The sequence below is a fragment of the Ponticoccus sp. (in: a-proteobacteria) genome (assembly GCF_048381735.1).
Map to the genome: position 1 here is coordinate 76,058 of NZ_JBLXGL010000002.1, position 16,750 is coordinate 92,807.

The following is a 16,750-nucleotide window of genomic DNA, read 5'->3' on the forward strand; positions in this document are numbered from 1 at the left end:
GCTCTCGTCAAAAGGCTATTTTGGTTATATGAGTTTACCAATTGCCCGGATTTCCGGCAGAGAGGGAGGCCCGACCATGCAGATGCCCGAACCGAATGCCCGCGTCCTGGATGCCAAGGCGCGCATTGCCGAGCGCCTTTCTGCGGTACTGCCCGCCGATGCGCTGATCACCGACGAGGCCGAGACCCGTGCCTATGAATGCGACGCGCTGACCGCCTATCGCTGCCCGCCGCTGGCCGTGGTGCTGCCCGCCACCACCGAAGAGGTCGCGGCGGTGCTGAAGGTCTGCTTCGAGGAGGGCGTGCCGGTGGTGCCGCGCGGCGCCGGGACCTCGCTTGCGGGCGGGTCGCTGCCCACGGCGGACAGCGTCATCCTCGGCGTGGCGCGCATGAACGCGGTGCTGGAAACCGACTACGACAGCCGCTTCATCCGCGTCCAGACCGGGCGCACGAACCTGTCGGTCACCGGCGCGGTGGAAGAGAACGATTTCTTCTACGCCCCCGACCCCTCGTCGCAGCTGGCCTGTGCCATCGCGGGCAATATCGCGATGAACTCGGGCGGGGCGCATTGCCTGAAGTACGGCGTGACCACCAACAACCTGCTGGGCGTGACCATGGTGTTGATGGACGGCACCGTGGTCGAACTGGGCGGCGCGCATCTGGACGCGGGCGGGCTGGACCTGCTGGGTGTCGTCTGCGGCAGCGAGGGCCAGCTGGGCGTGGTGACGGAGGCGACCCTGCGCATCCTGCCCAAGCCCGAGGGCGCGCGGCCCGTGCTGATCGGCTATGCCTCGAACGAGGTGGCCGGCGCCTGCGTGTCGGACATCATCAAGGCCGGCGTGCTGCCGGTGGCGATCGAGTTCATGGACGCCCCCTGCATCCGCGCCACCGAGGATTTCGCCAAGGCGGGCTATCCCGATTGCGAGGCGCTACTGATCGTCGAGGTCGAGGGCTCGGAGGCCGAGATCGCCGAGCAGCTGGAAAAGATCACAGAGATCGCCCGCCGCCACGACCCTGTCGAACTGCGCGAGGCGAAATCGGCGGACGAGTCGGCGCGGATCTGGCTGGGCCGCAAGTCGGCCTTCGGCGCCATGGGCAACATCAACGACTACATGTGCCTCGACGGCACGATCCCGGTCAACGAACTGCCCTACGTGCTGCGCCGCATCGGCGAGATGTCGAAGGACTTCGGCCTCGACGTCGCCAATGTCTTTCACGCGGGCGACGGCAACATGCACCCGCTGATCCTGTTCAACGCCAACCAGCCCGGCCAGCTGGAACTGTGCGAGCAATTCGGCGCCGAGATCCTGAAGCTCTGCGTCGAGGTCGGCGGCTGCCTGACCGGAGAGCATGGCGTGGGCATCGAGAAGCGCGACCTGATGAGCCACCAATACGCGCCCGAGGATCTGGAAGCGCAGATGGCGGTGAAGGACGTCTTCGACCCCGCGTGGCTGCTGAACCCGGCGAAGGTCTTTCCGCTGGAGGCCAGCGCGTCGCGCCGGGCGACGGGATGAGGGGGCCCTGCCCCCGCCCTTCGGGCCCCCCGAGGGTATTTGGACCAAGAAGAAACACGAGGGCAGCATGAGACCGGAAAGCGAGGCGGATCTGGCCGAGGCGGTGGCGGGCGCGCAGGGGCCGCTGGCCATTCGCGGCGGCGGCACGCGCGGCGGCGCGGTGCCGGGCGAGGTACTGGAGACCGGTGGCCTGTCGGGCATCACGCTTTACGAGCCGGGCGCCCTGACGCTGGTGGCGCGGGCGGGCACGCCGCTGGCCGAGATCGAGGCGGCGCTGGAGCGTGAGGGGCAGCGGCTGGCCTTCGAGCCGATGGATCACCGCGTGCTGCTGGGCGGCACCGGCGCGCCGACGGTCGGCGGGGTGGTGGCGGCGAATGTCAGCGGACCGCGCCGGATACAGGCGGGCGCGGCGCGGGATTTCTGCCTTGGAGTGCGCTTCGTCGACGGGCGCGGCACCCTGGTCAAGAACGGCGGGCGGGTGATGAAGAACGTCACCGGCTACGACCTGGTCAAGCTGATGGCCGGATCCCGGGGCACGCTGGGCGTGCTGTCCGAGGTCAGCCTGAAGGTGCTGCCCGCGCCCGAGGCCGCGGCCTCGCTGGCGGTTCCGGTGGCGACACCGGCGGAGGCGGTGGCGGTGATGTCGGCGGCGCTTGGCTCTCCTTTCGACGTGAACGGGGCGGCCTACCGGCCCGAGGCCGGGTGCGTGGTGCTGCGGATCGAGGGATTTGACGGCTCTGTCGGCTACCGCGCCGAGCGGCTGGCGGCGCTTTTCGCCGGGCGCGGCGCAGAGATCGACCGCGCAGATGTGGGTGAGACATGGCGCGCGTTGCGCGACGTGGCGGCGCTGAAGGACCATCCGCTGGTCTGGAAGCTGTCCATGGCGCCCCGCGACATGGTGCCGGCCCTGCTGGAGCCCGCCGCGCGGGAGATGGGCTTCGACTACCAGCTCGACTGGGGCGGCGGGCTGTGCTGGCTGGGCATGACGGTGGCGCAGCTGGATGCTTGCGCCGCGCACTTCGGCACCGGCGATCCCTGGGCGACCGCCGTGGCGGTGCATCGCGGCCTTCAGGAGAGGATGATCGCCCCGGATGCCGCGACCCGCCTGCGCGGGCATGTGACGCTGGTGAAGGCGCCCGAGCCGGTTGCCACGCAGGTCCCCCGCTTCCAGCCGGAGCCCGCGGCCCTTGCCGCCCTGACGGCGGCGCTGCGGCAGCGGTTCGACCCGCGCGGCATCCTCAACCCCGGCCTGATGGCATGAGCCCGGCATGAGCGCGCCGCTTCTGATCTCCTTCCTGGTCAGCTTCGTCGGTGGCCCGCTGCTGTGCTCGGCCCTGCTGGCCCTGCCCCGCAGCCTGTTTGTGCTGCTTGTGCTGGCCGGGGCGGTCGTGGTCTCGATGACGCTGGCGCTGCGGTTCCAGGGCGGGCGCCCGGTGCTGTCGCTGGGCCTGATCTGGCTGGGCTGGGTGCTGGCGGTGGCCATGGTCGCCCTGGCCGTGATGCGCCGCGCGCCGCAGGCCCGCCGCTGGGTGACGGTGATCGCCCTCCTTGCAACGACCCTGCCGTGGTTCGGACTCGCCACGGCGCGACTGATGGTGTGACATGCAGACGACGTTTACTCCCGAGCAGCTGACCGACCCCGGCACCGCGCGCGCCAACCAGATCCTGCGGACCTGCGTGCATTGCGGGTTCTGCACCGCCACCTGCCCGACCTACCAGGTGCTGGGCGACGAGCTGGACAGCCCGCGCGGCCGCATCTACCTGATCAAGGACATGCTGGAAAACGAGCGTGTGCCGGACGAAAAGACGGTCAAGCACATCGACCGCTGCCTGTCCTGCCTTGCCTGCATGACGACCTGCCCCTCGGGCGTGCATTATATGCATCTGGTCGACCACGCCCGCGAGTATATCGAGACGCATTATGACCGGCCATGGAGCGACCGCGCCCTGCGCTGGCTGCTGGCGCGCATCCTGCCCTATCCGGGGCGCTTCCGGCTGGCCCTGCTGGGCGCCAGGATCGGGCGGCCCTTCGCCCGCTTCCTGCCCGACCCGCGCCTGCGCGCCATGCTGGCCATGGCGCCGAAGCGGATCCCGCCTGTGTCGCGCAACGACGACCCGCAGAGCTTTGCCCCCAAGGGCGCGCGCCGGATGCGCGTCGCGCTGATGACCGGCTGCGCGCAGAAGGCGCTGAACACCGACATCAACGACGCCACCATCCGCCTGCTGACCCGGCTGGGCTGCGAGGTGGTCGTGGCCCGGGGCGCGGGCTGCTGCGGGGCGCTGACGCATCACATGGGCAAGACAGCCGAAAGCCACGGCACGGCGGCGCAGAACATCCGCGCCTGGGTGGCTGAGATGGACGGCGCGGGCCTTGATGCCATCGTCATCAACACCTCGGGCTGCGGCACCACCGTGAAGGACTACGGCCATATGTTCCGCAACTCGGACATGGCCGGGGACGCGGCGCGGGTCGCGGGCATCGCGCGGGACGTCAGCGAGGTTCTGGCGCAGCTGATGCCAGAGGCGCCGCTGCGCGCGGCCACCCCTGCCCGGACCGAGATCGCGGGCACCGAGGCGGCGCCGGGCGGGCGCCCCGACGGCGGGCCGATCCGGGTGGCCTATCACGCCGCCTGTTCGCTGCAGCACGGGCAGAAGATCAAGGACCACCCCAAGGCGCTGCTGAAGGCCGCCGGGTTCGAGGTGGTGGAACCGGCGGATTCGCATCTGTGCTGCGGCTCCGCGGGCACCTACAACCTGATGCAGCCGGAGATTTCCGGCCAGCTGAAGGACCGCAAGGTCCGGACGCTGGAGGCCAAGGCGCCCGATGTCATCGCGGCGGGCAATATCGGCTGCATGATGCAGATCGGCTCTGGCACCGGAATCCCCGTCGTTCACAGCGTCGAGTTGCTGGACTGGGCAAGTGGCGGGCCGAAGCCGCGCGCGCTGGGGGGCCCAGGGTGACAGTACGGCGCCGGCCTGCGGTTTCGGGATGAGGGGACGCGTTCTTGGCCCAAGGGGGCCGCGCGCGATCCCGCTGACGTGGCGTCCCCGGGCGGCGTTTGCCGCATTTTCGCCCAAGACTGCGCCTAGAGCCCTTGGCAGATGCGCGGGATGCCAATGAACCGATTACTCCTTTCCGTCCTTTTGCTGCTCTGGGGTGGCATGGCCCCGGCAGAGGGCCTGTTGTCGATGGGCTCGCGGCAGGACGGACGGCAATGGGAAGCCGTCGGACGGCTGGAACTCGCGGGCAAGGCCTTCTGCACCGGCGCCCTGATCGCGCCGGATATCGTCGTGACCGCCGCGCATTGCCTCTTTGACGCCGAAACCGGCGCGCGGGTGCCGGAGGACCAGATCCAGTTCCTGGCGGGATGGCGCAACGGACGGGCCGCCGCCTACCGTCGCGTGCGCCGCGCGGTCGCCCACCCGGACTATGCCTACGACGCCCCCTCGGACGCGCGGCGCGTCAGCCGCGACCTTGCCCTGATCCGCCTGCAACACCCGATCCGCAACACCACCGTCACCCCCTTCGACACCGGCCCCCGGCCCGGCACCGGCGACCGCGTCGGCGTCGTCTCCTACGCCCATGACCGCTCTGAGGCGCCCTCCCTGCAAGAGCTGTGCGACGTGATCTCGCTGCAGGATGCGATCCTGATCCTGTCCTGCACCGTGGACTTCGGCGCCTCCGGCTCTCCGGTGTTCCGCTTCGGAGAGGACGGGCTGGCGCGCATCGTCTCGGTCGTCTCGGCCAAGGCCGAGGCCAACGGCGCGCCGGTCTCGCTGGCGCTGGACCTTGCCGAACCGCTGGCCAGGCTGCGCGCCGAACTGGAGGCGCAGGCGGACAGCGGGGCGGGGCTGGAACCGATGCAGGCGGGCACCCGCCGCGACACGGGCGCCCGCTTCATCCGGCCCTGACGCGCCGAAATCTTGCAAAGATTTCGGACCGTTTTCTTTGCAAGAAAACGCGCGGCCGGCGCACTTGAAACCGCCGGAACACTTCCCAAATCAAGGAGACCGGGATGCCTGCGACAGGGTCCCGCACACCCCAAGACGCCTGTCCCCCATGGGAAGGCGCCGCACTTGAACAGGATCGCTCAACGGAGGATTCCATGCGACATTTCGATTTTGCACCGCTCTACCGCTCGACCGTCGGGTTCGACCAGATCGCCCAGATGATGGACCGCGTTCTGGCCAGCGACACCACGCAGGCGGGCTACCCCCCCTACAACATCGAGAAGACGGCGGATGACGCCTACCGCATCTCGATCGCCGTGGCCGGCTTCGCCGAAAGCGACCTGTCGGTCGAGGTGAAGGAGCAGGCGCTGGTCGTCTCGGCCCGCAAGGCCGAAGAGGACGAAGGCCGCAGCTTCCTGCACCGCGGCATTGCCACCCGCGCCTTCGAGCGCCGCTTCCATCTGGCCGACCATGTCCGCGTCTCGGGCGCCCTGCATGAAAACGGCATGCTGCACATCGACCTGCAACGCGAGATCCCCGAGGCGCTGAAGCCGCGCCGGATCGAGATCGCTCGCCCGCAGTCGGTGGCCGTCCAGAAAGACGTGGTGGACGCCGAAACGGTCAACTGACCCGTCGCGCCGCGCACAGACCGGGCCCCGGCAACCGCCGGGGCCTTATTGCTGTCAGCGCGGCGCCTGCACCCGCCCGTGGCCGATGTCCACACGGGAGGCCGCCGGGCCCAGCCCGCTGCGGGTGGCGCCGCCGATCAGCCGGGCCGCAAGACTGAGGGCGGTCACGGCCTCTTTGCCCTCGTGCAGCCGCTGCACCCAAAGCGCCGCGATCCCCGCCACATGCGCCATCGCCATCGAGGTACCGTTCAGCACCCGCGTTCCGCCCCCCATCGCCGCAGAGACCACCCCCTCTCCGGGGGCGCAGAGCGCCGCCCCGAGGTTCGAGAAGGGCGCCGGGGTCAGGGCGCCCTCGTCCCGTCCCAGCGCCGCAACCGACAGCACCCCGCGCGCCGCCGCCGGGGCCGCCGGGCCGGTCTCGAAGCCCTCCGAGATCACCCGAAGGCTGTCGTTGCCCACGGCGCCAAGGATCAGCGTGCCCGAGCCGCCGCCGAGCATGTCGAGGATCATCTCGAAGACCCGCAGGTTGCCGCGATAGGCATGCACCGCAGAGGCGGTGGCAAGGCTTTGCGGATAGCCCTCCTCGATCAGGGCCATGACATGGGCGACGGTGTCGAAACACAGCGAGAACCCCAGCACATCGGCCTTTTCCTGCAGGGCCCAGAGCACCGCGTTCAGGAAATCGTCGGAGCGCCCCAGACCGTTGTCCGAAAGGGCCTTGCCGACCAGCAGTTCCGTGACCCCCCGGGCCACGCCGATGCGGACCCCGCCAAGGTCGCGACCCAGGATCGTGGCCGCCACATGGGTGCCATGGCCATTGGCATCCTCCAGCCCCGTCCCGGCGAAGTCCCGGCCCGTCACCGTGACCCCGTGAAAGGCCGGGTGCGCGGCATCCAGCCCGGTATCCAGCAGCGCCACCCGCGCACCCTGCCCGCAGAGCGGCGTGCAATCGGCCCCGATGGCGCGCAGGCCCCAGCCGGCCTCGGCGGAATCGTCGCGCAGCCCGTCCAGCGGCGCCGGGCTGATCAACCGGGTCGGCATGGCGGGGCTGGCGGTCAGCACGGCCCCGTCGCGCATGGCCGCGCGCAGATCGCCGGGCGACAGGTCCGCAACCTCGATGAAGGGCTCGGCGGGCCGGGCCGGGTCGCGCGGCTCGATCCGTGGCCCAAGCGACACGGCGGGGCGGCGCCAGTTGCCGCTTCGGTCCCTGAGCAAGATATAGGTCGTCATGAAATCCCCAAACCCGAAACCCGACCGCGCCGGTCAGGGTTTCAGGCTACAGGGCCGCCGGAAATGCAAAAGGGGTGCTACGTGAAAAAGGCGTGAAATCCGCCTGCCGCCCCCGGGGCCCGACCGGCAGAGCCGGCGTGGCTCCGCTCAGATCAGGCCCTTTTGGCGAAAGAGCGCCTGAAGGTTCGCCTCGGGGCGCGGCCCCATGTGGCCGATGACCTCGCCCGCCGCAACCGTGCCCATGGCCCCGGCCCGGCCCATGTCGCAGCCGGTGACCAGCCCGTAGAGGAACCCGGCGGCGAACTGGTCGCCCGCCCCGGTGGCATCCACCGGCACGACCTTCTTCACCGGCACGTCGGTGCGCGTGCCCTCGTGCAGGATCGTCACCCCGTCCCCCGACCGCGTGCAGACCACCAGCGGGCAGATCGCACCCACCGCGGCAAGGTCGGCCTCCAGGTCGTCGTTCTGGTAGAGCGAGCGGATCTCGGCCTCGTTGCCGATCACGAAGTCCATCTCGTCCTCGATGAGCGTCAGGAAGTCGGTGCGATGCCGCTCGACGCAGAAGGGGTCGGAAATCGCGATCCCGGCCTTGCCGCCCGCCGCCCGGCAGGCCCGCGCCGCCTTCAGGAAGGCCTCTTTGCCCTTGGGCTTGTCGAAGAGGTAGCCTTCCAGAAAGACCACCTCTGCCTCGCCCGCCACCGCTTCGGCGACGTCATCGGGGCCAAGCTCGGCCGAGATGCCCAGGTAGGTGTTCATCGACCGCTCGCCGTCCGGCGAGACGAAAATCATCGACCGCGAGGTCGGCAGCTCGCCACCCGGCACCGGCGGGTTCACGAAATCGGTGCCGTCCTTCGCCATGGCCTCGGCGTAGAAACGGCCCAGCGTATCGTCGTGCACGCGCCCGATGAAGGCGGTCCGCAGGCCAAGGTTGCCGATCCCGGCCAGGGTATTCGCGACCGAACCGCCGGGCGCCTGCACGCGGCTCTCCATCGCGCCATACAGCGTCTCGGCGCGCTCGCGCTCCACCAGCTGCATGATGCCCTTGGTGACGCCCATATGTTCGAGAAAGCTGTCGTCGGCGCGGGTCAGAACGTCGACGACGGCGTTGCCGATGCCGACAACCTGGTACTTCTTCATTGGGTCTTCTCCTCGAAGGGGCAGAGGTCGCGAATCAGGCAGGCCCCGCATTTGGGCTTGCGCGCGACACAGATGTAACGGCCGTGCAGGATCATCCAGTGATGGGCATGCTGCTGGAAATCGACCGGGATGTGATCCTCGATGGCGCGCTCGACGGCGACCACGTCCTTGCCGGGGCAGATGCCGGTGCGATTGCCGAGGCGGAAGATATGCGTGTCCACCGCCTGCGCCGGATAGTGCCACCACATGTTCAGCACCACATTGGCGGTCTTGCGCCCGACACCGGGCAGGCTTTCCAGCGCGGCCCGCGAACAGGGCACCACGCCGCCGTACTCCTCGACAAGGATGCGGCTCAGCTTGATGACGTTCTTCGCCTTGTTGCGGAACAGGCCGATGGTCTTGATATGCTCGATGACCCCCTCTTCGCCAAGCGCCAGCATCTTGTCCGGGGTATCGGCGATCTCGAAAAGCCGCGCCGTGGCCCGGTTCACCCCGGCATCCGTGGCCTGCGCCGAAAGCGCCACCGCCACGACCAGCGTATAGGCGTTGACGTGGTTCAATTCACCCTTCGGCTCCGGCTCGGCATCGCGGAAGCGCGTGAAGATCTCTCGCAGAGTGTGATAATCGAGCTGTTTCGCCATGCGGCCCCTCATGCCAATTGCCGCAGCGCGCCGCAAGGCAAAGCCGCGCGCCCATGGCAACCCAGATCGCCGCAGGGCCACACCGCCCGGCGCCTTCCCTGCAAAAATGCGCAAAACGGACCGACAGCCGCCCCGGGGCCGCCCCCCCCTGCTTCTTCTTGGCCCAAATACCTCTGGCCCGGGCGGCCGCTTGCGCAACATCCGGGTCGCGGCAGAGCCTGCGCCGGGCTATCCTGACGCCATCCGCGACGGAGAGAGACGATGCCCAGGGACGACACCGACAGCTATCACTACAAGGTCATGGGCCGCGCCATCGAGGCGGTCGACCGCCTTGGCCCGCAGGCCTCTCTGGATCAGATCGCGGCAGAGATGGGCATGAGCGCGGCGCATTTCCAGCGCCTCTTCAGCGCCTGGGCCGGGGTCTCTCCGAAACGATACCGCCAGTACCTGACCCTGGGCCATGCCAAATGCCTGCTGGCGGATCGCTTCACCACGCTGGACACGGCGCTGGCCACCGGCCTGTCGGGCAGCGGGCGCCTGCACGACCTCTTCCTGCGCTGGGAGGCCATGAGCCCCGGCGACTTCGCCCGCGCCGGCGAGGGGCTGGTGATCTACTGGGGCTGGTTCGAAAGTCCCTTCGGCCCGGCGCTGGTCATGGGCACCGAGAAGGGTCTCTGCGGCATCGCCTTTGCCGCAGAGACCACGGAAGAGGCGGCCATGGAAGACCTCGTCTCGCGCTGGCCCAAGGCCCTTTTCACCGAGGATCCGATGCGCCTGCGCCCCTGGGTCCTAAGGGCCTTCGGCGTCGCGCAGGACGGGCCGGTGCCGCTTTACATGATCGGGGCGCCGTTCCAGATCAAGGTCTGGGAGGCGCTGATGCAGATCCCTTCGGGCCATGTGACCACCTACTCGGAAATTGCGCAGGCGGTGGGCCATCCCAAGGCGGTGCGGGCGGTCGGCACGGCGGTCGGCCGCAACCCGATCAGCTACCTGATCCCCTGTCACCGCGCGCTGCGCAAATCCGGCGGGCTGGGCGGCTACCACTGGGGCCTTCCGGTCAAGCGCGCCATCCTGGCGTGGGAATCCGCCCGGCTGGAGGCCTGAGACCCCTTGTTTTCGGGCGCTATTCCGCCGATTGGCGCCGGTTTTCCGATTTTCCCGGTGACAGCTGTCGCAGCCCCTCTACATAGGGTTTACGTATGAGCAAATGTCCGCCAAGCGGGCATGCTATCCCAACGCGGAAGAGGCACAGTAGACCCATGATCCGAGCTCGCAAACCTATCCTGATCACCGCCGGCCTGGCGCTGGCCCTGGCCGGCTGTACCGATGGCAGCGGCATGTTCCAGAACGACCCGAACCAGAAGGCCAAGCAGGGCGCCCTGCTGGGAGCCGCCGCCGGTGCCCTCGCAGGCCGCGCCGCGGGTGGCAGCGATGTCGGCGAACGCAACCGCGCCACTGTCGCGGGCGCCCTCGTCGGCGCAGCCGCCGGTGCCGCCATCGGCAACCAGCTGGACAAGCAGGCCGCCGAGCTGCGCCAGCAGCTGGGGTCCGAGGTCGACATCCGCAACACCGGCGACCGCCTGATCGTCACCATGCCGCAGGACATCCTCTTTGCCACCGACAGCGCAACCCTGCGCCCGACGCTGGTCTCCGACCTGCGCGACGTCGGCCAGAGCCTGCTGGCCTACCCCAACACCACCGCGCAGGTCATCGGCCACACCGACTCTGACGGCGAGGCATCCTACAACCTGAACCTGTCGCAGCGCCGCGCCCAGTCGGTCGCCAACGTGCTGGTCTCCGAGGGTGTGCCGTCCTCGCGTCTCAGCGTCATCGGCCGTGGCGAGGATCAGCCCATCGCGTCGAACCTGACCTCTGCCGGCAAGGCGCAGAACCGCCGGGTCGAAATCGTGATCCTGCCGAACGCCTGATCCAGGCGTCGCTTCGGACAAACAGAAACGCCGCGGCCCAGGCCGCGGCGTTTTTCTGTGCGAGGATTGGTGCGGGCTGGCCCTGTGTCGGCCCGCGCGTCGCTGCGCGCGCGGCCTCCGGCGGTCGGCCGGTCAGCAGCCAGTGCCGCGCAGCACCACCTGTACGGTGCGAAGCATCACGCCGATATCCGTGCGCAGCGAAAGCTCCCACAGGTAGGCCGTGTCATAGCGGGCGCGCTCGGTGAAAGAGCTCTCGTGCCGCACCGAGATCTGCCAGAAACCGGTCAGACCGGGGCGCAGTGCGTAATAGGCCATGCCGGGGTACATGCCGGTCTGGCAGGGCAGCATGGGGCGCGGACCGACAAGGCTCATGTCGCCGATCAGGACGTTCCACAGCTGCGGCAGCTCGTCCAGCGAGGACTTGCGGATGATCCGGCCAATCCATGTGATCCGGGGATCGTTGCGCAGCTTTTGCGAATGCGCCCATTCGGCCCGGGCCGCCGGGTCGTCCTGCAGGTGCTTGGCCAGCAGGGCATCGGCATCGGGCACCATCGAGCGCAGCTTGAGCATGCGGAAGGTCCGACCGTCCCGGCCGACGCGAAGTTGCGTGTAGAACGGCGATTTCCCGTCCAGCGCCACCAGCAGGGCACAGAACAGCACCACGATCAGGGCGGGCACGGCGGTGAGGAGCACCAGAACGATGTCCAGGACGCGCTTCAGGCCATGGCGGTAAAGCTGGCCGTGCGAGGCAGCGGTCAGGCTGGTGTGGGCACGGGTGTGTCCCTCGGCTGCCGTGGGCATCGGCTGGCGCATGAATAATGACAAATTGACCTCCCTCGAGCCAATCAAAGACGAGAGCAACCAGAGCCGCGTTCAGCGGGTCACGGACAAGGCACGCCGCAACGGCGTATTCTGCGGCCCTGCGGCCACAGCCTGTCCGGACGTCGCCAGCTGACGCTGCGCGCACGGCACACTCCCAATTCACCTATTGCACCAACCCCCTAGCGCAGCAGCCCGGCAAATTGAGACCAAATCCTGTCAAATTCGCCGTACCTTGCTGTTATGAATGGACCTTTGCCTTCCGTCAACCGAGCTTACGTAATACACTTTTGGGTTGAATTGCGGTCTCGGCTATTCGGATTAAAGAGAAGTTTTTCGCTCTTTTGCGCGCCTCAAAACGACCCGCAAAATTGCGATTGAAGCCTCTGATGCCAGCGCATGACGGGACACGCCCGGGCGGGGGCGGAGGAAACAGTTCGGTCGCCGCCGTCCAGCCCTGCCGACGGGTTTGCCCGGAATTCCCGGTTTTTTGACGGTTCGGTCAAAGTTCTTCACAATCCCTGCGGTAGTGCCCGCTATCGTCGCGGATATTTCTCCCTCTGGCGGGAAACAATGCGCTTGCCCTCTTGCCGCGCAGGATTGCCCCCGGGCCTGCAGCCCGGCCCAAGACACCGCCGCGACGGCGGCCCGGCGCAAAACACCCTAGAGGTGAGTAACTTTCCTCACGAAATGTTACAAACCCGGCTTTGGCGTGATCGGGGCGCCCAAACCTTGCCCGGGCATCGCCATAAATCCGCCCGATTCCGATTCGCGGAAGCGCCGCCTTGCCATCGGATCGCCCCATTTTACCCCTGCACCGGGGCGGGGCAGAGTTGAAAGACCCGCGCCCCGGCGATATGTCCAGCATCAAAGCCGAGAACTTCCGAAGGTCAGCCGTGACGAACTTCCTGCACCGGGGCGACCTGCCCGACGACCTCGACCTTGGGCCGGTTGTCGCCATAGACTGCGAGACCATGGGGCTGCACCCCCATCGCGACCGGCTGTGCGTCGTGCAGCTGTCGGCCGGGGACGGGCATGCCCATCTTGTACAGGTCGCGAAGGACCAGACCGACGCCCCGAACCTGTCCCGCCTGCTGGAAGACCCGGAGGTTCTGAAGCTGTTCCACTATGGCCGCTTCGACATCGCCGCCATGTACAACACCTTCGGCGCCCTTGCCGCGCCGGTCTGGTGCACCAAGATCGCCAGCCGTCTGGTGCGGACCTATACCGACCGGCACGGGCTGAAGGCGCTGACGCAGGAACTGCTGGGCGTCGACATCTCGAAGCAGCAGCAGTCCAGCGACTGGGGCGCGGAAACCCTGACCGATGCGCAGATGGCCTATGCCGCCTCGGATGTGCTGTACCTGCATCGCCTGCGCGACGCCCTGACCGCCATGCTGGACCGCGAAGAGCGCCGCGACCTGGCCGAGGCCTGCTTCGACTTCCTTCCGGCGCGCGCGGTGCTGGACCTCGAAGGCTGGCCGGACACGGATATCTTCGCCCATGCCTGAGGCGCGCTGATCCATGGCCCGGGCCCTGGGCCTTTACTCGCGGGTGATCGCCTGGGCGAAGATCGTCCTGCCGCTGGTCGCGCTTGCGCTTTTGTCGACGATCTTCCTGCTGTCGGATCGCCGCGAACCGATGGAGACCGTGCCCTTCGTCGAGGCCCTGCAGGACGGCGAGACCACGCGCGAGGGGGTGTCCGCGCCCTATTACTCCGGCAAGACCCAGCGCGGCGACTTCCTGACCATGACCGCCACCCGTGTCCGCCCGCAGAGCGACGGGCGCGTCGTGGCCGACGATCTTGCCGCCGCCGTGCGCCTGACCGACGGCAGCGAGATCCTTCTCGATGCGCTCAGCGCCACCCTGACCGACAGCACGGAGACGGCCCTTCTGGAAGGCGGCGTGCGGATACGCAGCTCGACCGGCTACACGCTGGACACCGATGCCATGACGACGGTTCTGGACCGCATAGAGGCGGAAACCCTTGGCCCGGTCAGCGGCGCGGGCCCGCTTGGCACGCTAGAGGCGGGACGGATGCGGATAGAGGCCTCTGGCACGGGCGGCGATGTGCAATTGCTGTTCACCGAAGGCGTAAAGCTGGTATATCAGCCGCCAAAAGAAGGAAGTTCTGCCGAATGATGCGCCTTGTCCTTGCTGCCGCCCTTGCCGCGCTTCCGCTGTCTGCCATGGCCCAGCAGGGGGCACAGGTGCAGTTCGGCGGGATGCAGCAGGACACCCGCGCCCCGGTCGAGGTCACCGCGGACCATCTGCAGGTGAACCAGTCCGACGGCACCGCCCTTTATACCGGCAACGTGATCATCGCACAGGGCGATATGCGCCTGTCGGCCCCGCGCGTTCTGGTGGTCTATGCTGAAGCGGCGGGCCGGATCGAGCGGCTGGAGGCCACCGGCGGCGTCGTCATGGTCAGCGGCTCCGAGGCGGCAGAGGCCGAGCGCGCCGATTACAACATCGAGGCCGGGCAGGTCGTCATGTCCGGCAACGTGCTGCTGACGCAGGGGCCGAACGCGCTGACCTCGGAGCGGATGACCGTCGACCTCGAAGACGGCACCGCGCGGATGTCGGGCCGGGTGAAGACGGTGCTTCAGCAGCAGGACGATGCGCAGACCGGCGGAGGGCAGTAGTTGGCCAGACCCGAGTTGACGGTGACCGAGGGCGACAGCGGCCTTCGCGTGTCCCACCTGCGCAAGAGCTACCGCAAGCGCGTCGTGATCCGCGACGTGACCATGCGGCTGGATCGCGGCGAAGTGGTGGCGCTGCTCGGGCCCAACGGCTCGGGCAAGACAACCTCGTTCTACGCCATTGCCGGGCTGGTGAACCCCGACGCCGGGCAGGTCCTGATCGACGGGCGCGACGCGACCTACCTGCCGATGTACCGCCGCGCGCGGCTGGGCATCGGCTATCTGCCGCAGGAAATGTCGATCTTCCGCGGCCTCTCGGTCGAGGACAATATCGGCGCCGTTCTGGACATATCCGTCCGCGACAACCAGCAGAAGCGCGAGCGGCTGGAGGAACTGCTGGGCGAGTTCTCTATCGAGCACCTGCGCCGCGCCCCGGCGCTGGCCCTGTCGGGCGGCGAGCGGCGCCGGGTCGAGATCGCCCGCTGCCTTGCCGCCGACCCCAAGTACCTGCTGCTGGACGAACCCTTCGCCGGGGTCGACCCGATCAGCGTCGGCGACATCCGCCACCTCGTGGCCGATCTCAAGACGCGCGGCATCGGCGTGCTGATCACCGACCACAACGTGCGGGAAACGCTGGAGATCGTCGACCGCGCCTATATCCTGCACGACGGCACCGTGCTGATGTCCGGCACCCCGGAAGAGGTGGTCCAGAACGAAAACGTCCGCCGCGTCTACCTTGGCGACAATTTTCGCTTCGGTTGAGTCAGATCAACGACGGTCCGTCCCCGCTTAGGTGACAGTCGCATGACGGTTTCGATTGACAGCAGGGGGGCTTTCCAACTCAAATGAGGTTATGGTGCATCCAGACGCTGACAGGCTGAACGGCATGACCCTCGATCCCGAGGCCGGATCGCCCCGATCCGCGTCCATGCACCTTCCCTAGAGTCCGATATGAAGCGATCCCACCGGGGCCTCCCCCGGGGCCATTCCGCTATCGGACCATGACGTAAAGGAAACACCATGCGTTACCAGATCACCGGAAAGCAGATCGACGTCGGCGAAGCCCTGCAGACCCACGTCACAAACGAGCTGGGCTCGATGCTGGAGAAGTATTCCCAGCGCCCCACCGATGCGAACGTGATCTTTTCAAAGGCCGCGCACGAATATGTCTGCGAAGTCATCGTGCATCTGTCGAGCGGCCTGAACGCCGCGGCGAAGGGCCATGCCCCCGAAATCTATGCCGCATTCGAGTCCTGCACCGAAAAGATGGACAAGCAGCTGCGCCGCTACAAGCGCCGCCTGAAGGACCATCACAAGGACAGGACCGGTCCTGTTGAACATTTCGGCGCGTCCTCGTATATCCTCGCCGGAGAACTGGATTCGGCCGAAACCGAGCCGGACTCGCTGCAGCCGATGATTGTGGCAGAGATGGAGACGAAGATTCCCTCGCTGTCAGTCGGCGAAGCAGTGATGCAGATGGAACTTGCAGGCGCGCCCGTCCTGGTGTTCCGGAACGAGAAGAAGGAAAGCGTGAACGTCGTGTACCGTCGCGACGATGGCAATATCGGCTGGATCGACCCGTAAAACCGGGGGCGGTCTCACGCTACGGGCAAGTCTTAACAGCATGACAGGCACGGCATGAAGTTTACCAACCTTCTGAAGAGCGACGCCATCAAGGTTGTCCAATCAACCTCGAGCAAGAAACGCCTGCTCCACGATGTCGCCGAACTTGCAGAAAGTGCCTACGGGCTCGACAGCCAGACCACGATAGAGGCCCTGCTCGAGCGTGAATCGCTTGGGCCGACCGGCGTGGGGCACGGCGTTGCCCTGCCCCACGCCCGCCTGCAGGGGCTGGAAAAGGTCGCCGGGGTGTTCATCCTCCTGGATCGCCCCGTCGATTTCACCTCTGTCGACCGGCAGCCGGTCGATTTGGTCTTCGGGCTGTTCGCGCCCGAGGATGCGGGTGTCGAGCACCTGAAGGCGCTGGCGCTGGTCTCGCGCTCGCTGCGCGATCCGGCACTCTGTGCCAAGCTGCGGGCGAACCCGGACCCGGCGACGCTTTACACCATCCTGACAGAAGCCGAGGCCGTGAAGGCCGCCTGAGGCCCGTCCTCCGGCGCCTGCCCCGCGGCATCCGCCAAATCTCACCACAGGACGCGCCGGCCCCCGGGCCGGCGGTTGCGTTTGCTGCACCGGGGCCGGTGGGTGGGCGCCTTTGCGCGCCAGCACAAACAGTGCCGCCCGCCGGGGCCGCTCTCAG

At 67.9% G+C, this 16,750-nt stretch carries 18 protein-coding genes; 14 read left to right on the forward strand and 4 right to left on the reverse strand.

Features of this window, described 5'->3' with window-relative positions:
- Window positions 1-76 precede the first annotated feature (76 nt).
- The 6 genes from ACN5KJ_RS04730 to ACN5KJ_RS04755 all read left to right on the forward strand — a co-directional run bounded on the left by ACN5KJ_RS04730 (window position 77) and on the right by ACN5KJ_RS04755 (window position 6,093).
- Window positions 77-1,513 (forward strand): FAD-linked oxidase C-terminal domain-containing protein, encoded by a 1,437-nt coding sequence (locus tag ACN5KJ_RS04730; RefSeq protein ID WP_418592295.1) that lies wholly within the window; start codon window positions 77-79, stop codon window positions 1,511-1,513.
- Window positions 1,514-1,580: 67 nt separating this feature from the next.
- Window positions 1,581-2,774 (forward strand): FAD-binding protein, encoded by a 1,194-nt coding sequence (locus ACN5KJ_RS04735; protein ID WP_418592297.1) that lies wholly within the window; start codon window positions 1,581-1,583, stop codon window positions 2,772-2,774.
- A gap of 7 nt (window positions 2,775-2,781) precedes the next feature.
- Window positions 2,782-3,114 (forward strand): hypothetical protein, encoded by a 333-nt coding sequence (locus ACN5KJ_RS04740; protein WP_418592299.1) that lies wholly within the window; start codon window positions 2,782-2,784, stop codon window positions 3,112-3,114.
- Window position 3,115: 1 nt separating this feature from the next.
- Entirely contained in the window at window positions 3,116-4,474 is a 1,359-nt protein-coding gene (glcF, locus tag ACN5KJ_RS04745; protein ID WP_418592300.1) for a glycolate oxidase subunit GlcF, read from the forward strand.
- A gap of 156 nt (window positions 4,475-4,630) precedes the next feature.
- Window positions 4,631-5,425: a trypsin-like serine peptidase gene (locus tag ACN5KJ_RS04750; protein WP_418592302.1), complete on the forward strand. Its 795-nt coding sequence runs from the start codon at window positions 4,631-4,633 to the stop codon at window positions 5,423-5,425.
- 194 nt (window positions 5,426-5,619) lie between these two features.
- The gene (locus ACN5KJ_RS04755) at window positions 5,620-6,093 is read left to right on the forward strand and encodes an Hsp20 family protein (protein WP_347166138.1); all 474 of its coding nucleotides are present in this window, start codon (window positions 5,620-5,622) and stop codon (window positions 6,091-6,093) included.
- A 54-nt stretch (window positions 6,094-6,147) separates the two neighbouring features.
- On the opposite strand, the gene ACN5KJ_RS04760 is transcribed toward ACN5KJ_RS04755, so the two are convergent.
- From ACN5KJ_RS04760 to nth, 3 genes are all read right to left on the reverse strand, one after another.
- The gene (locus ACN5KJ_RS04760) at window positions 6,148-7,323 is read right to left on the reverse strand and encodes a S8 family serine peptidase (RefSeq protein WP_418592304.1); all 1,176 of its coding nucleotides are present in this window, start codon (window positions 7,321-7,323) and stop codon (window positions 6,148-6,150) included.
- A 147-nt stretch (window positions 7,324-7,470) separates the two neighbouring features.
- Window positions 7,471-8,460: an adenosine kinase gene (locus ACN5KJ_RS04765; protein ID WP_347166140.1), complete on the reverse strand. Its 990-nt coding sequence runs from the start codon at window positions 8,458-8,460 to the stop codon at window positions 7,471-7,473.
- Window positions 8,457-9,101, reverse strand: a complete 645-nt coding sequence (gene nth, locus ACN5KJ_RS04770) for an endonuclease III (RefSeq protein ID WP_418592306.1) — start codon at window positions 9,099-9,101, stop codon at window positions 8,457-8,459. The genes ACN5KJ_RS04765 and nth overlap by 4 nt, the downstream gene beginning before the upstream one ends.
- A 261-nt stretch (window positions 9,102-9,362) precedes the next feature.
- Here nth and ACN5KJ_RS04775 point away from each other — a divergent pair, with 261 nt between their 5' ends.
- Both ACN5KJ_RS04775 and ACN5KJ_RS04780 read left to right on the forward strand, forming a co-directional pair.
- The gene (locus ACN5KJ_RS04775; RefSeq protein ID WP_418592308.1) at window positions 9,363-10,205 is read left to right on the forward strand and encodes a methylated-DNA--[protein]-cysteine S-methyltransferase; all 843 of its coding nucleotides are present in this window, start codon (window positions 9,363-9,365) and stop codon (window positions 10,203-10,205) included.
- Window positions 10,206-10,360: 155 nt separating this feature from the next.
- Window positions 10,361-11,029: an OmpA family protein gene (locus ACN5KJ_RS04780; RefSeq protein ID WP_418592309.1), complete on the forward strand. Its 669-nt coding sequence runs from the start codon at window positions 10,361-10,363 to the stop codon at window positions 11,027-11,029.
- A gap of 132 nt (window positions 11,030-11,161) precedes the next feature.
- Here the strand turns inward: ACN5KJ_RS04780 and ACN5KJ_RS04785 are convergent, their stop codons facing one another.
- Complete coding sequence (locus tag ACN5KJ_RS04785) at window positions 11,162-11,854, reverse strand: sugar transferase (RefSeq protein WP_418592311.1); 693 nt, start codon at window positions 11,852-11,854, stop codon at window positions 11,162-11,164.
- Window positions 11,855-12,744: 890 nt separating this feature from the next.
- Here ACN5KJ_RS04785 and ACN5KJ_RS04790 point away from each other — a divergent pair.
- From ACN5KJ_RS04790 to ACN5KJ_RS04815, 6 genes are all read left to right on the forward strand, one after another.
- Window positions 12,745-13,359, forward strand: coding sequence for a ribonuclease D (locus tag ACN5KJ_RS04790; RefSeq protein ID WP_347167972.1), 615 nt, complete (start codon window positions 12,745-12,747; stop codon window positions 13,357-13,359).
- A 13-nt stretch (window positions 13,360-13,372) separates the two neighbouring features.
- Window positions 13,373-13,990, forward strand: a complete 618-nt coding sequence (lptC, locus tag ACN5KJ_RS04795) for an LPS export ABC transporter periplasmic protein LptC (RefSeq protein WP_418592313.1) — start codon at window positions 13,373-13,375, stop codon at window positions 13,988-13,990.
- On the forward strand, window positions 13,987-14,493 hold the full coding sequence (gene lptA, locus ACN5KJ_RS04800) for a lipopolysaccharide transport periplasmic protein LptA (protein WP_418592315.1): 507 nt from the start codon (window positions 13,987-13,989) through the stop codon (window positions 14,491-14,493). Before lptC ends, lptA begins: the two co-directional genes overlap by 4 nt.
- Window positions 14,494-15,252 carry an LPS export ABC transporter ATP-binding protein gene (lptB, locus tag ACN5KJ_RS04805; protein ID WP_023848514.1) on the forward strand — a complete coding sequence of 253 codons (759 nt, stop codon included), beginning with the start codon at window positions 14,494-14,496 and terminating at the stop codon, window positions 15,250-15,252.
- A gap of 258 nt (window positions 15,253-15,510) precedes the next feature.
- Window positions 15,511-16,074, forward strand: coding sequence for a ribosome hibernation-promoting factor, HPF/YfiA family (hpf, locus tag ACN5KJ_RS04810; protein ID WP_418592316.1), 564 nt, complete (start codon window positions 15,511-15,513; stop codon window positions 16,072-16,074).
- A gap of 54 nt (window positions 16,075-16,128) precedes the next feature.
- A complete protein-coding gene (locus tag ACN5KJ_RS04815; RefSeq protein ID WP_023848516.1) occupies window positions 16,129-16,593 on the forward strand; it encodes a PTS sugar transporter subunit IIA in 465 nt (154 codons plus the stop codon).
- Window positions 16,594-16,750: the final 157 nt, after the last annotated feature.

What these genes read in the sequence shown, in the direction of transcription:
- ACN5KJ_RS04775 (WP_418592308.1), top strand. Translation starts at nt 9,363, where the DNA reads ATGCCCAGGGACGACACCGACAGCTATCACTACAAGGTCATGGGCCGC.
- ACN5KJ_RS04755 (WP_347166138.1), top strand. Translation starts at nt 5,620, where the DNA reads ATGCGACATTTCGATTTTGCACCGCTCTACCGCTCGACCGTCGGGTTC.
- lptC (WP_418592313.1), top strand. Translation starts at nt 13,373, where the DNA reads ATGGCCCGGGCCCTGGGCCTTTACTCGCGGGTGATCGCCTGGGCGAAG.
- ACN5KJ_RS04780 (WP_418592309.1), top strand. Translation starts at nt 10,361, where the DNA reads ATGATCCGAGCTCGCAAACCTATCCTGATCACCGCCGGCCTGGCGCTG.
- hpf (WP_418592316.1), top strand. Translation starts at nt 15,511, where the DNA reads ATGCGTTACCAGATCACCGGAAAGCAGATCGACGTCGGCGAAGCCCTG.
- ACN5KJ_RS04740 (WP_418592299.1), top strand. Translation starts at nt 2,782, where the DNA reads ATGAGCGCGCCGCTTCTGATCTCCTTCCTGGTCAGCTTCGTCGGTGGC.
- ACN5KJ_RS04735 (WP_418592297.1), top strand. Translation starts at nt 1,581, where the DNA reads ATGAGACCGGAAAGCGAGGCGGATCTGGCCGAGGCGGTGGCGGGCGCG.
- lptA (WP_418592315.1), top strand. Translation starts at nt 13,987, where the DNA reads ATGATGCGCCTTGTCCTTGCTGCCGCCCTTGCCGCGCTTCCGCTGTCT.
- nth (WP_418592306.1), bottom strand. Translation starts at nt 9,101, where the DNA reads ATGGCGAAACAGCTCGATTATCACACTCTGCGAGAGATCTTCACGCGC.
- ACN5KJ_RS04750 (WP_418592302.1), top strand. Translation starts at nt 4,631, where the DNA reads ATGAACCGATTACTCCTTTCCGTCCTTTTGCTGCTCTGGGGTGGCATG.
- ACN5KJ_RS04760 (WP_418592304.1), bottom strand. Translation starts at nt 7,323, where the DNA reads ATGACGACCTATATCTTGCTCAGGGACCGAAGCGGCAACTGGCGCCGC.
- ACN5KJ_RS04730 (WP_418592295.1), top strand. Translation starts at nt 77, where the DNA reads ATGCAGATGCCCGAACCGAATGCCCGCGTCCTGGATGCCAAGGCGCGC.
- ACN5KJ_RS04815 (WP_023848516.1), top strand. Translation starts at nt 16,129, where the DNA reads ATGAAGTTTACCAACCTTCTGAAGAGCGACGCCATCAAGGTTGTCCAA.
- glcF (WP_418592300.1), top strand. Translation starts at nt 3,116, where the DNA reads ATGCAGACGACGTTTACTCCCGAGCAGCTGACCGACCCCGGCACCGCG.
- ACN5KJ_RS04765 (WP_347166140.1), bottom strand. Translation starts at nt 8,460, where the DNA reads ATGAAGAAGTACCAGGTTGTCGGCATCGGCAACGCCGTCGTCGACGTT.